Below are 14330 nucleotides of genomic sequence, written 5' to 3'. Positions count from 1 at the left end.
TTAAATACTTATACCAATATGATTGAATTGAAAAATAATCCTGCCGGCAATTTCTTTTTATTGGCAGGTCCTTGTGTCATTGAAGGCGAAGACATGGCAATGCACATCGCCGAACGTATTGTAAACATCACCGGAAAGCTGCAGATTCCTTATGTATTCAAAGGTTCATACCGCAAAGCAAACCGTTCGCGTCTGGACTCTTTCATGGGGATTGGCGATGAAAAGGCTTTGAAGATACTGAAAAAAGTACATGACACCTTTGGCGTACCTACCGTTACTGACATCCATGCCGCCGATGAAGCCGAAATGGCAGCCGAATATGTGGATATTCTCCAGATTCCTGCTTTCCTCTGCCGCCAGACTGATTTGCTGGTTGCTGCTGCCAAGACCGGAAAAATAATAAATATCAAAAAAGGGCAATTCCTTTCTCCACTTGCCATGCGCTTTGCCGCAGACAAGGTGGTGGAAGCGGGCAACAAGAACGTGATGCTCACCGAGCGTGGAACAACTTTTGGTTATCAGGACTTAGTCATTGATTACCGCGGCATCCCAGAAATGCAAACATTCGGCTTTCCTGTAATTCTGGATGTCACCCACTCTTTGCAACAGCCCAATCAGACCAGCGGGGTGACGGGAGGTATGCCGCAACTCATTGAAACCGTAGCAAAAGCCGGCATAGCCGTAGGTGCGGACGGCCTGTTCATTGAGACACACGAGAATCCGTGCATTGCCAAAAGTGACGGCGCCAATATGCTGAAACTCGATTTACTGGAAGACCTATTGACCAAATTAGTGCGCATCCGCCAAGCAATCAATGAATAATTTTTCCGGATACCGTGATTTATCATCCCGGTATCCGACAGATAGAACAAAAACAATTTAATTTCAGGTTATGAAACATTTATTACGTGGTTTATGGATCGTCGCACTGATAATGTGCTGCAATTTCCAACAGGTATTTGCCCAACAAATGCCTCCTATTCCGGTGGACAAAAATGTCCGCATAGGTAAACTGGAAAACGGATTGACTTATTATATCCGCAAAAATAACCTTCCTGCCAACCGGGCCGATTTCTATATAGCCCAGAAAGTAGGATCTATACAAGAAGAAGCCAACCAACGCGGTCTTGCTCATTTTCTGGAACACATGTGTTTTAACGGAACCACTCATTTCCCCGGAGATGCACTGAAGCAATATCTGGAACGCATCGGAGTAAAATTCGGAGAGAACCTGAATGCCTACACTTCCGTTGACGAAACAGTATATAATATATCGAACGTTCCTGTCACTACACCGGGAGCCATCGATTCTTGCCTGCTCATTCTTCATGACTGGAGCAACGACCTGACCCTGGATCCGGTAGAAATAGACAAAGAACGGGGTGTTATCAATGAAGAATGGCGCACACGCATGAGTGCCATACAACGCTTTCAAGAAAAAATGCTTCCCGCAATGTTCGAGGGAACTAAATATGCCACTTGTTTTCCTATCGGAACTATGGACGTAGTAATGAATTTCAAACCTCAGACACTGAGAGATTATTATGAAAAATGGTATCGCCCCGATTTACAAGGTATTGTCATTGTAGGTGATGTAGATGTGGATGCCATTGAGGCCAACATCAAAAAAATATTCTCTGACATCCCTGCCCAGCCTAATGCCGCCAAACGTGAATATTATCCCGTCAATGATAATAGAGAACCTATCGTAGTGGTTTATCAGGATAAAGAACAACCCAATATTCAGACAATCATCTTCAACAAGCATGAAGCAACACCGAACGATCAAAAAGACAACATGGGATATTTGGTACAAAACTATGCTACCAGCCTCATTACAAATATGTTGAATGCACGTTTGAATGAGTTGGCCCAAACGGCCAATCCTCCATATATTTATGCAGGAACCTATGACAGTGACTTCTTTGTAGCCAAAACCAAGGATGCCTTTACAGGTGTAGTGGTTTGCAAAGAAGATGCAATAGAAAATGGTATTGAAACGCTCCTTCGCGAAATGGAACGTGCACGCCAATTCGGCTTCACAGAAACTGAATATAATCGGGCACGCGCTGAATATCTACGCCAATTGGAATCAGCATATAACGAACGTGACAAACGTAAGAATAGAGAATATGTAAACGAGTATGTCCGTCATTTCCTTGACCAAGAACCTATTCCGGGCATTGAAAACGAATATACCATCATCAACCAGATAGCTCCTGCCATTCCAGTGGTTGCTCTGAATCAAATGATGCAGACTCTCGTGACTGACAGCAATCAGGTTGTTGCCATACTCGGTCCTCAGAAAGAAGGTCTGAAAATGCCATCAGAAGACACCATCAAGCAGATTCTGAAAAATGTTAAAGCAGAAAAACTAACCGCGTATGTGGATAAAGTATCTGATGAACCATTAATGAAAGAAGCTCCTAAAGGCGGTAAGCTCATATCCGAAAAAACAGATGATATATTTGGCACTACCACACTGACATTATCCAACGGAGTTAAAGTCATCATCAAAAAGACTGATTTCAAAGCTGATGAAATTTATATGAAGGGAGTAAGCTTAGGCGGAAGTTCTTTATTCCCCGATTCAGAAATTATAAATATCAGCGGATTGGATGCTATAGGAAACGGTGGCTTAGGAAATTTCAGTGCCGTCAATCTGGACAAAGCATTAGCCGGCAAAAAAGCCTCTGTAAGCTATGGTATAGGTGACAAGACAGAATCTGTAAACGGTAACTGTTCACCAAAAGATTTTGAAACCATGATGCAACTGACTTATCTGACATTCACTGCACCACGCCGCGATGACGATGCATTCGCATCTTACAAAAACCGCAATAAAGCTGCATTGCAGAACATGGAAATGAACCCACAAGTAGCTTTCAGTGACTCGATTCAGGCAGGTATTTACATGAAACATCCGAGAAAGATAAGAATCAAAGCTGACATGATTGACAAAATGGATTATGATAAAATCCTGTCAATGTATAATGACCGTTATAAAGATGCCAGCGACTTTACTTTCATCTTTGTAGGAAATATGGATATAGAAAAAATGAAACCTCTGATTGTGGAATACCTGGGTGCTCTGCCGACCATCAACCGCAAAGAAACTTTCAAAGACAATAAAGTTGACATGCGTCAGGGAGTTTACAAGAACGAGTTCATCAGACAGCAGGAAACGGCAAAAGCTTCAAACTTTGTTCTGTTGAACGGTGGCTGCAAGTATGATTTAAGAAACAATATCTTATTGAGTATGACCAGCCAGATCCTTGATTTGGTTTATACGAACAAAGTCCGCGAAGATGAAGGCGGTACTTACGGAGTATATGTAGGAGGTCAGTTAAGCAAATTCCCCAAAGAGAAAGCCATCCTGCAAATTGTTTTCGAAACAGCTCCTGAAAAACGAGAAAAGCTTATGCAGATTATCTTTGCAGAACTTGAAAACATAACAAAAGCAGGTCCGTCCGAAACTGACTTGAATAAAGTGAAGGAATTCATGTTGAAAAAACATACTGAAAACCTGAAAGAGAATGGATACTGGCTAAACAGCATTGACGAATACCTATTTACCGGTATGAATCAGATAAAAGACTATGAACAAATTGTCAACAGCATTACCATAAATGATATTCAAAAATTCGCAGAAGGCTTGTTCAAGCAAAAGAACAAAATTGAGATATCAATGATAAGTCCTGATAAAAAATAAGAGAATTCTACACACAAAAGGTTGCGTTGTTCAGTGAAAAGCAGCGCAGCCTTTTTTATATCCACCCTAAATTAAGTTATATAATGAATCTCTTTTTAGTATTGCGAAAACATGGGAAACTTGCCGACAAACGCAATCCTATGTATGAAAAAAGCCGATTCGCCAAATTCTGGATCTATCTGATGACTGCTTTTTGGGCCGGCTACCTCATCTTCTTCGGCACTACGCTTGCTTTTGCCATGCAAAGTGAAGCCACAGAGCCCTACCACATCTTAAACTCCGGCTTGCTATTCATTCTTGCTGTCGATTTCATCACCCGCATGCCTTTTCAGAAAACACCTACTCAAGAAGTAAAGCCTTATATCCTGCTTCCTATCAAACGCAGCCGTCTGATAGACAGCCTGCTGATTCGTTCGGGACTGGACCTATTCAACCTTTTTTGGTTCTTCTTTTTCGTACCATTCGCCATCATCACCATCACTCGTTTCTATGGAATAGCAGGAACCGTCACCTACTTACTGGGCATTTGGCTATTGATGTTGGCCAATAACTACTGGTTTTTGCTATGTCGTACGTTGATGAGTGAACGATTCTGGTGGCTACTGCTACCTGTAGGTGTCTATGGAGCAATAGCTGCCGCCATGTTCATTCCCGACAAAAGTCCTATATTCAGTTTTTCTACCAATGTAGGCGAGGGTTTCATTCAAGGCAACCCACTTACCTTTGCAGGTATATTGGCGGTTATCATCTTACTCTACCTGATAAACCGCAATGTGGTAAACCGTATGGTATATAACGAAATCAACAAGGTGGAAGACACCACCGTACAAGTGAAACATGTATCCGAATATCGTTTTCTGGAACGCTACGGGCAAGTGGGCGAATATATGAAACTGGAGCTGAAGCTACTGCTACGCAACAAGGTATGCAAGCGTGCCCTCTATTCAGCCGGTGGAGTAGTCATCATGTTCAGTGCGCTCATTGCCTTTACCGATGCCTACCAAGGGGGCATGAAGAGCTTTCTCGTGATGTACAACTTTGTTCTCTTCGGTCTCCTTTTTCTGAGTACCATCATGGGGTATGAGGGTAACTACATAGACGGACTGATGAGCCGCAAAGAGAGCATTTATGCTCTACTGCAAGCTAAATATGCCACTTACACCATCGGGCAAATTATCCCCCTACTATTGATGATACCCGCCATGGTGATGGGAAAAGTCACTTTGCTGACCGGCCTCTCTTGGTTCTTTTTCATCCCCGGATTCGTCTATTTCTGTATGTTCCAAATGGCAGTCTATAACAACAAGACTGTAGATATGAACAATAAGATGACACAACGCAACATAGGCACAGGAATGCAAAACCTCATTTCCTTTGCCGCCTTCGGCGTACCTCTGATTCTACTGTACACCCTACAAGCCATATTCGACGAAACAGTTGTATCGGTAATATTCATAACTATCGGCCTTGCCTTTATCGCCACTTCACGTTTTTGGTTGCACAATGTCTATCATCGTTTCATGAAACGACGCTACCGGAACATGGAGGGCTTCAGAGACAGTAGACAGAAATAGGAAGTATTAACTATCATCCATTAATTATAAAAAGTATGATACAAATAACAAACCTTCAAAAACATTTCGGTGATAAAGTAGCCGTAAACATAGAGAACTACACCATCAAGCAAGCTGACATGCTGGGACTGGTGGGAAACAATGGTGCAGGAAAAACCACCCTTTTCCGCCTCATTCTCGACCTATTGAAAGCCGATGACGGAAACATCACCATCAATGACATCGAAGTAAGCAAAAGTGAAGAGTGGAAAGCTTTTACCGGCGCCTTCATTGACGACGGATTCCTGATAGATTACCTCACTCCTGAAGAATACTTCTACTTCATTGGTAAAATGTACGGACTGAAGAAAGAAGAAGTGAATGAACGTCTCGTTCCTTTCGAGCGCTTCATGAATGGAGAAGTATTAGGGCAAAAGAAGTTCATACGTAACTTCTCCATGGGAAATAAGCAGAAAATAGGTATTATCTCCGCCATGCTACACCAGCCACAACTACTGATACTTGACGAGCCATTCAATTTTCTTGACCCAAGTTCGCAAGCAATCATCAAGCACCTGCTGAAAAAATACAATGAAGAACATCATGCCACCGTCATCATCTCCAGCCACAATCTGAACCACACAGTGGACGTATGTTCTCGTATAGCCTTGCTGGAACACGGAATCATTATCCGAGACATCCTGAATGAAAATAATTCGGCGGAAAAGGAGTTGGAAGACTACTTCAATGTAAACGTTAAAGAAGAAATAGCTGAAGAACAGCAGGAAATAACGACAAACGAAGAAGCGGGGATTACCACAGAAGATACCAAGGCAGAAGAGCCTCCTGTTCAGACTGCCAACGAGACAGACAATAATGTAAAAGCATGAAGCGGCATCTTTCTTATATTGTAGCATTCTTCGGTCTGTTGATTAGTCTCAGTTCTTGTCATACATCTGCACCACACCTTAACTACAAGGCTTTGGCACAGGCGTCTATCCGTATGGGAATAGATATTGGCTTGGAAGATAACCATAAACTGTATATCAATTCTGCCGAATGGATAGGTACTCCTTATCGTGCAGGCGGTGAAAGCAAACGTGGGACCGATTGTTCAGGTTTAGTATCGCAACTCTATAAGAAAGTGTACCATATCCGTCTGTCACGAAATACAGACGGACAGTTAAAAGAAAGCAACCAAGTTTCTCGCCACAATTTGCGTGAGGGGGACTTGGTGTTTTTTACCAGTGACATTTCCCGTAAAAAAGCAACGCACGTAGGTATCTATCTCAAAAGAGGAAAATTCATCCATGCCAGTACCAGCCAAGGCGTCATCATCAGCGATCTCAAAGAAAAATACTATACCCGACATTGGCTCAGTGGAGGAAGAATTCAGCCATAAAAGAAAATTCCCCTCCTTGTGATTTTCATCCTACCACCCTCGACTAATATTAAAACATTTACAAATATTTAAAGAAAAAACAATGAAAAGACTTTTAGGACTACTTTTATTCGTCAGCCTTATGCTGAATGCCAATGCTCAACTTCTATGGAAAATCTCCGGTAAGGGATTGGAAAAACCATCTTATATCTTCGGTACTTACCACTTATCTCCACTCAGTATAAAAGACAGTATTGCCACGATGAATCAGGCCATAAACGAGACTTCACAAGTCTATGGCGAGATAATCATGGCAGACATGATGCAACCCGCCGTCATGCAAAACATGCAACAACAAATGATGATGCCGAAAGATACCACTTTGCAAAGTTTGTTCACTCCCGAACAATATGAAGAAATAGGCAAAGCAGTAAAGGAAAACATGATGGCAGACATATCCATGTTAGCCAACTTAAAACCTGCCGCCATCAATCAGCAGCTTGGGATTTTGATAGCCATAAAGCATACTCCAGGATTCAACCCACAAGAACAATTAGACACCTATTTCCAACAACAAGCACAGCGACAAGGCAAGAAAGTAGGCGGTTTGGAGAGCATTCAGTCGCAAATAGATTTTCTCTTCAACAGTCAATCCTTACAGCGACAGGCCAATCTGCTGCATTGTACAGTCAGCACAATCAACAGATCTATCGAACAAGTCAAAACTATAATTGCATGCTATAGCGCACAAAATTTAGATGGACTATTGCAAGCAATGGAAGAACGTTTTGGAGACTCCTGCGACCCACTACCCGGAGAAATGGAAGCCTTGCTCGACAACCGTAATAAAGCATGGACCGGAAAGATGCCTGCCATCATGAATGAAGCTCCTACACTTTTCATCGTAGGAGCCGGACATCTGCCTGGAACCAATGGTGTATTAAATCTGCTAAAAGAACAAGGCTACACTATTGAAGCCATGAAATAAATCTCTCTGCCCCTTCTCCAGCATTCGGATATTCACAAATAAAAAAACAAATAAGGCTTCCCATAACAGGAAGCCTTATTTCATTACTAATTAACGGAGGATGAACTTCAACGTACCACCATGTACAAGCTCCTCATGAGCAATGCGGTAGCGAGAGAACTTCCGCCCCCCTAATTCCATTTCTCGGATGTACAATGATTCCACAGACGGGCGCTCAGTCTCTATCACCAATTTATCATTCCCCCAATATTTCTGGTCAAGACGAATAGTTACTTTATCGAATATCGGCGTAGAAAGTGTATAGGCCGGTTCTCCTGGACAGTCCGGATAAAATCCCATCATATTAAAGACAGCCCAAGCAGACATTGTCCCGGTATCGTCATTACCAGGAATGCCATCCGGAGTATTCTTGAAGAATTTCTGCAACAACCGATGCAGTTCTCTTTGGGTACGCCATTCCTCTCCCTTGAAATAAGAGAAAAGATGAGCATAAGCTATATCCGGCTCATTGGCAGGATCATAAAGCCCATCATCGAAAACACGTTGGAGTTTGTCTATAAAAGGCTTTTTCCCTCCCATCAGACGCGCCAGCCCCTTGACATCGTGGGGAACGTAGAAAGTATAATTCCATGAATTTCCTTCATGAAAACCGGGGCTCGGCTCGAAGTTCTCACCTTGCATCGGATTGAAAGGAGAATAGAATTCACCATTCGGCAAGATAGGGCGGAAAGTCCCGAACTCTTTGCTATAATAATGCTTGTATCCTAAAGAACGGTTATAAAACAGGCGAGCATCATCTTTCTTCCCCAAAGCAGCGGCAAGACGTGAAAGGGCATTATCAGCAATGTAATACTCCAAAGCATGCGATACGGAATTGTCATACTGAGCACGTAAAGGAACATATCCTAAAGAAAGATAATCATCATTGTCCGGACGCAGCAAATTCTCACTCCCCGGCAATGTAGCGCCCTTGCGCATAGCCTCGTAAGCAAGCTCCACATCAAAATCGCGCAAGCCTTTCAACCATGTATCCACTATAACAGGAATAGACGGATCACCCTCCATAGTCAGAGTTTCACGTCCGTACAATTCCCATTTAGGCAACCAGCCATGTTCGCGGTACATATCAAGCATAGTACGCACCATTTGCAACTGTCGTTCTGGATATACCAAGGTAAGAAGCTGATGTACATTGCGATAAGTATCCCACAAGGAAAAGACAGTATAACGATCACCTTTTGTGGTCAGTATTTTATCACTCTCCATAGCAGGGTATTGACCGTTCACATCTTGCAAAATATTGGGATGTATCAGCAAGTGATACAGCGCAGTATAGAAAACAGACTTCTGGGTTTCCGTTCCACCTTCCACCAATATGCGTGATAAATCATCGTTCCAACGCTGACGGCTTTCAGCCAATATCCGACTAAAATCTTTTCCTTTCTGCTCTACTTCCAAATTGAGTCGGGCATTTTCCATGCTGACAAAGGAAACTCCCATCTGAACTTCTATTTGTTCACCTTCTTCTGTATTAAAGGTTAGGTAAGCCCCTATGTCATCTCCGGCAATCTCTTTGCGGTAACGTGTATAAAGTTTATAACGCCCATTGTCCGGATCCCATTCACCTTCCACACCTGTCATAAGGCGCTGTTTCTTCCAATAGCCGGAGGTAACAGGACGCTTATTGACACGCATCACAAAATAAACGGGAAATACCGCCTGAGGATTGTAACAGAAAGTGCCCAACAGTTTCATTCCCTCAAATTCACAATCATTTACCTGACGCAAAACAGCACCGGATTCATTAGTCAATCCTTCGCCCAGATTAAGCAGGACATGGCTTTGCCCGGCAGGGAAAGTAAAGCGTGTCACCCCTGTACGAGGAGTAGCAGTTACTTCGGTCTTCACATTATAGCGAGTCAGGAAATTGGTATAATAGCCTGGAGAAGCCTGCTCATCCTTATAGCGGCTGCCATACTCCTTATAGTCAACAGATAACACACCCGTAGTAGGCATCAACAAAAGCGAACCCAACTCCGGACACCCCACCCCGCTGAGGTTCACATGAGAATATCCTGTAAAGTAACAATTATGGTATTCGTAAGGAGTGGACCACCAGCGTGCGTCTTTGTCATACTTGTTATCCGCCGATCCCATCACATTGAATGGTACTACGGACATCATTCCATTGGGACAGACAGCTCCCGGATTAGTCGTTCCGAAATTCGTCGTACCAATGAAGGGATTGACGTAATCCACCGGTGATAAGTTCTTTCCTGCCGACATTAACGCAGCGTGCATGCCGAAGAACAATAGACAAGAAATGATTGCTCGTTTCATGATAATAAAATTTATAAAGGGGTGCTTAAATAACGCTCGTCCGCTTGGTAAACTCTATAATCTCGGAAATATAGCCGAAAGCCATTCCTACAACCGTATCGGCAGCGCCATAATACACTGCAACTCTGTTTCCATCCTGTAATGCAGCACACGGGAATACAACATTAGGCACATCCCCCTGTAATTCATAAGAAGCAGCAGGTGCAAGCAAATATTCACGTGTACGATACAAAACTTTGTCAGGATTCTCTTTATCAAGAATGGCTGCTCCCATAGAATATCGGAAACCATTACAAGTAGTGATGACTCCATGATAAAAAATCAGCCAACCTTCATCGGTCAAAAATGGTACAGAGCCTGCTCCTATCTTAGTGCACTGCCAGGCACTTTCCGGAAAAGGAGTCACTTTCATCACACAGCGATGTTCACCCCAATATTTCATGTCCGGGCTATAACTAAGGTAAATATCCCCAAATGGGGTATGTCCGTTATCACTTGGACGGCTCAACATGGCATACTTACCATTTATCTTCTGAGGAAAAAGCACACCATTACGATTAAAGGGCAAAAAAGCATTCTCACACTGGAAGAACTCTTTAAAATCGAATGTGTAACCAATGCCGATAGTAGGGCCATGATAGCCATTACACCAAGTAATCCAGTAGCGATCTTCAATCCAAGTGACACGCGGATCATATTTATATTCAGACTCTATCATATTCGTATTTCCTGCTTTGAAAGAAATAGGTTCATGACTGATCTCCCAGTTGATACCATCTTTACTGAAGCCTGCAAAGATATTCATCTGCACTGCTTTGTTGTCACAACGAAATACTCCGGCAAAACCATCGCCGAACGGAACTACTGCACTGTTGAAAATACTGTTTGAAGTCGGTATATGGTAACGACCAATAACCGGATTCTTTGAATAACGCCACATCACATCTGAACATCCTTCCGGACGTTCTTCCCAAGGCATTACAATTTTGTCATTCATAATTCTTAATTCTTTATTTTTAGGTTTATAATTTATTTCTTCTTCGAGTCATCATAAGTAAACGGTATGAAATAAGTTATCATCAAAGACGGAAGAGCAGCCAAAAGTACATAAATAAAGAATCGCTCATATCCATATCTGTCACTGAGATAACCACTCATCATCCCCGGAAGCATCACGCCTAAATTCATGATACCTGATGCAAAAGCATAATGAGACATCTGATGCTTTCCGGGAGCTATTTGCTGCATCATAAACAATGTAAGACCCACAAATCCAAAACCATATCCAAAATACTCAAACACTATACCAGTACCTATCAAATACAAACTTTCAGGTTGAAAAACAGCCAGCAAGGTATAAACCGCAAACGGGAAATTAAATACGCAACAGAGAGAAAACAGCGTCTTCTTCAATCCTAATTTCGAGACATACATACCTGCCAGCAAAGAGCCCAAAACGAAAGCTGCCGAACCAAAAACTCCATTAAGTGTCCCTATCTCTGTCAACGAAAGCCCTAAGCCTCCCATCTCACGTGAGGAACGTAAGAAAAGCGGCGCTATCTTCATTACAAATCCTTCGGCAAAACGGTAAAGAATAATAAAGCAAATATAATATAAAATATATTTCTTGGTAAAGAAATTGCAAATTACCGCCCATAATTCCTGCAACACTTCAGAAGCTGAACGTTGTTTATACACCCGTACCTGCGTAGATGGCAGCATTTTAGAATGGTAAACTCCAAGAGTAATTAACAGTAAGGAAATAACAATAAAAATAATCATCCATGCCTCTTTATAAGCCGAAATATTTTCAGTGATAGAGCCTCCTTCCACAGCTCCATAATGTTTTGAAAGCATACCGGCCATCGCCACCAGACCTCCATTCGCCACCAGCTTAGCTATATTATAGAAAGCACCTTGCACACCGATATATTTTGCCTGATCAGTCGGTGAAAGTTCATCCATGTACACACCATCACAAGCCACATCATGAGTAGCTCCACTAAGAGCCACCATAGCCATAGTAGAGATGCTGATGGCGAAAAAATAATCAAACTTCAAAGAAAAAGCCACCAAACCAAACAGCAATCCGCTAAGTAGTTGGGTAACCACCACAAAGAACTTCTTCGTGCGATACATCTCCAAAAAAGGGCTCCACAGAAATTTCAGAGTCCAGGGCATCATAATGACAGAAGTCCAAAAGGCTATCTGAGTATCGGAAATGCCCAAATCCTTGAACATAAATGTAGAAACCAAATTAACAGCAATAAAAGGTAACCCCATAGCAAAATAGGCAGTAGGAACCCACCAAACAGGTGTACGAGTAATGTTTTTCATAAAAATATCATACTATAAATATATTTAAACAGATGCAATATATATACCTTTTTTACATAAAATAGGCATTCACATCATAGAAATTCATAACAAAGGAATAAAAAATACATATTAATCAGCAACAATCTTCGTTTTCTTCTTGAGAATTTGTTTGTTTTTAACAAAGCCAGTAACATAAAATAGCCAAAAGTCAGGTTACATGCTCTAATTATGTGGCTTTAGAACAAATTCTTTTTCGTACTTTTGTAGCATAATTTAAAAATATCCTAATTACCAACTACCAACTATAATGAAAGCAAAACGGAACAAAAAAACATGGTTACTGATGTTATGCATCCTTACCTTGTCCACAACCATTTCTGCACAAAACATGCAGAAAAAATTAAAAAATGCCAAAGGTATCGAAGTCATTTACCGAAGTGTCTATAAAGGCAAAACAATTCCCGGACAGATGCAAATGACAGTCTGCATGGATCAAGTAGCCTTGAAGAATGTGCTTCCACCCCAAGAACAAAGTCCTGAAACAGTAGGAGAACCGACTCCCGAAATTGAAACACCGGTGACCAGTAACTACATAGATTATTCTTCTTGCCAAGCCTATCGTCTTGCCAAGTTGCCTAACGGGAAAGTCATCTCCGCTGCCACTCCGTTCAGGATAGGCGCCGGATTCACCGAAGCAGGCGAAGGAAAACACTTAGGCCTGAACTGCAAGATACTCCGCACTTCACTGCGTTCCAATACCATCGAAGTCTGGTACACCAATGACATTCCTTTTCGAGGAACACCGCAAGCCAACGTTGGTGTACCCGACGGATTAGTGCTGAAAGTAATCCGCAACGGAGATATGGTGCAGGAAGCCTCCTCCATTTCTCCCCTGAAGAAAGCAGAGAATCTGCTACCTACCACCTGGGGTGAAGCACTGGATGCCGATGATTATCAATACACCATCAACCAAAGCGGTGTCATTACCATACCCGTATTCGACCAGCAGCCCATCTGCTTCAATGGTGCTAAACTGCCTGCCACACTCGAAGAAGGTATCATGTATCCCGCCGGCGGAGGTACTATTATCCTGAAAAAAGTAAAACTGCCGGAGTATGTAAAGAACCGCAGTATTTTTGTGGAAGTGGCCCAATATTCCGATGGAGATGCTTATGACCGCACCGGATCCATCTTCGTGATTCCCACCGGAAAGAAGCAATCCTTTCTCGATGCCATCCGTGACCTCAAAAGCGTACCGGCTTTCCAATCCAAAGATATGGCCTATCCGGCACTCATTTCCACACCCTATTATGACACACCTCTTGAACTGATGCGTTTTTTCACCGCCTTTGGTGTACGCAAGTTCAATTATAATAAGGTAAAAGGACAAGATTGGGTGGACTCTGTACTCTATAAATCCGAAGTGACGAACCTTGCCGAACACCTGCAAGGCGAAGCCTGGATCGGCGCCTATATCGGCAACTGGGATGCCAAAGGCCACCGCCTGTCGCTCAATCTGAAATACTATCCGGACGACGAACACCGTATATTGAAGACCATACCTCTATTCAATACCGTAAACTATCTGGAACAAGCCGGACAGGCTTATCCTACTTTCCTGGGAAATGATACCTTACGTGTAAAATTTACCCTGAACGAACCCGTAACCAATGCACGCCTATTCTACCTCACCACCGGACATGGTGGCTGGGGCGGTGGTGATGAATTCAACCAAAAGCCCAACACCATCCTGCTGGACGGACAAAAAATCATAACCTTCATTCCTTGGCGTGATGACTGCGGCACTTACCGCAACCTGAATCCCTGTTCAGGAAACTTTTCCAATGGTCTTAGCTCATCCGACCTTAGCCGTTCCAACTGGTGTCCCGGCACTGTTACCAATCCGGAGTATATCTGTCTTGGCAATTTGGAAGCTGGAGAGCATACTCTCAGCGTACAAATACCGCAAGGAGCCCCCGAAGGAAACAGTAACAGTTATTGGTGCATCTCCGGAACATTGATTTATTGATTCTATTC

The 14330-nt window shown here is 42.7% G+C and carries 10 protein-coding genes; 7 read left to right on the top strand and 3 right to left on the bottom strand.

The genetic code is table 11. The features are described from left to right. Positions 1-18 precede the first annotated feature (18 nt). The 6 genes from kdsA (at position 19) to BACHE_RS07460 (ending at position 7634) form a co-directional block, all read left to right on the top strand. On the top strand, positions 19-822 hold the full coding sequence (gene kdsA / locus BACHE_RS07485) for a 3-deoxy-8-phosphooctulonate synthase (protein WP_013547090.1): 804 nt from the start codon (positions 19-21) through the stop codon (positions 820-822). Between the two features lie 70 nt (positions 823-892). Further along, the gene (locus BACHE_RS07480) at positions 893-3712 is read left to right on the top strand and encodes a M16 family metallopeptidase (protein WP_013547089.1); all 2820 of its coding nucleotides are present in this window, start codon (positions 893-895) and stop codon (positions 3710-3712) included. A gap of 83 nt (positions 3713-3795) precedes the next feature. Beyond that, positions 3796-5286: a DUF5687 family protein gene (locus BACHE_RS07475; RefSeq protein WP_013547088.1), complete on the top strand. Its 1491-nt coding sequence runs from the start codon at positions 3796-3798 to the stop codon at positions 5284-5286. Between the two features lie 35 nt (positions 5287-5321). Beyond that, the gene (locus tag BACHE_RS07470) at positions 5322-6155 is read left to right on the top strand and encodes an ABC transporter ATP-binding protein (protein ID WP_013547087.1); all 834 of its coding nucleotides are present in this window, start codon (positions 5322-5324) and stop codon (positions 6153-6155) included. After that, positions 6152-6667, top strand: coding sequence for a C40 family peptidase (locus BACHE_RS07465; protein WP_013547086.1), 516 nt, complete (start codon positions 6152-6154; stop codon positions 6665-6667). The genes BACHE_RS07470 and BACHE_RS07465 overlap by 4 nt, the downstream gene beginning before the upstream one ends. An 82-nt stretch (positions 6668-6749) precedes the next feature. Next, the gene (locus tag BACHE_RS07460; RefSeq protein ID WP_013547085.1) at positions 6750-7634 is read left to right on the top strand and encodes a TraB/GumN family protein; all 885 of its coding nucleotides are present in this window, start codon (positions 6750-6752) and stop codon (positions 7632-7634) included. A gap of 90 nt (positions 7635-7724) precedes the next feature. Here the strand turns inward: BACHE_RS07460 and BACHE_RS07455 are convergent, their stop codons facing one another. From BACHE_RS07455 to BACHE_RS07445, 3 genes are all read right to left on the bottom strand, one after another. Further along, on the bottom strand, positions 7725-9935 hold the full coding sequence (locus tag BACHE_RS07455) for a GH92 family glycosyl hydrolase (protein WP_407707870.1): 2211 nt from the start codon (positions 9933-9935) through the stop codon (positions 7725-7727). 64 nt (positions 9936-9999) lie between these two features. Further along, positions 10000-10971: a glycoside hydrolase family 130 protein gene (locus BACHE_RS07450; RefSeq protein ID WP_013547083.1), complete on the bottom strand. Its 972-nt coding sequence runs from the start codon at positions 10969-10971 to the stop codon at positions 10000-10002. Between the two features lie 32 nt (positions 10972-11003). Next, positions 11004-12311: an MFS transporter gene (locus tag BACHE_RS07445; protein WP_013547082.1), complete on the bottom strand. Its 1308-nt coding sequence runs from the start codon at positions 12309-12311 to the stop codon at positions 11004-11006. A 325-nt stretch (positions 12312-12636) separates the two neighbouring features. Here BACHE_RS07445 and BACHE_RS07440 point away from each other — a divergent pair, with 325 nt between their 5' ends. Further along, a complete protein-coding gene (locus BACHE_RS07440) occupies positions 12637-14322 on the top strand; it encodes a PNGase F N-terminal domain-containing protein (protein WP_013547081.1) in 1686 nt (561 codons plus the stop codon). Positions 14323-14330 lie beyond the last annotated feature (8 nt).

Origin of the sequence: Bacteroides helcogenes P 36-108, from assembly GCF_000186225.1 — a bacterium.
Taxonomy (GTDB): Bacteria; Bacteroidota; Bacteroidia; order Bacteroidales; family Bacteroidaceae; genus Bacteroides; species Bacteroides helcogenes.
This window is presented reverse-complemented; position numbering and strand designations above follow the sequence as displayed.

Coding starts and splice junctions, on each gene's coding strand:
- BACHE_RS07455 (WP_407707870.1), bottom strand. CDS start 9,935: ATGCACGCTGCGTTAATGTCGGCAGGAAAGAACTTATCACCGGTGGAT.
- BACHE_RS07440 (WP_013547081.1), top strand. CDS start 12,637: ATGTTATGCATCCTTACCTTGTCCACAACCATTTCTGCACAAAACATG.
- BACHE_RS07465 (WP_013547086.1), top strand. CDS start 6,152: ATGAAGCGGCATCTTTCTTATATTGTAGCATTCTTCGGTCTGTTGATT.
- BACHE_RS07460 (WP_013547085.1), top strand. CDS start 6,750: ATGAAAAGACTTTTAGGACTACTTTTATTCGTCAGCCTTATGCTGAAT.
- BACHE_RS07445 (WP_013547082.1), bottom strand. CDS start 12,311: ATGAAAAACATTACTCGTACACCTGTTTGGTGGGTTCCTACTGCCTAT.
- BACHE_RS07475 (WP_013547088.1), top strand. CDS start 3,796: ATGAATCTCTTTTTAGTATTGCGAAAACATGGGAAACTTGCCGACAAA.
- BACHE_RS07470 (WP_013547087.1), top strand. CDS start 5,322: ATGATACAAATAACAAACCTTCAAAAACATTTCGGTGATAAAGTAGCC.
- BACHE_RS07480 (WP_013547089.1), top strand. CDS start 893: ATGAAACATTTATTACGTGGTTTATGGATCGTCGCACTGATAATGTGC.
- BACHE_RS07450 (WP_013547083.1), bottom strand. CDS start 10,971: ATGAATGACAAAATTGTAATGCCTTGGGAAGAACGTCCGGAAGGATGT.
- kdsA (WP_013547090.1), top strand. CDS start 19: ATGATTGAATTGAAAAATAATCCTGCCGGCAATTTCTTTTTATTGGCA.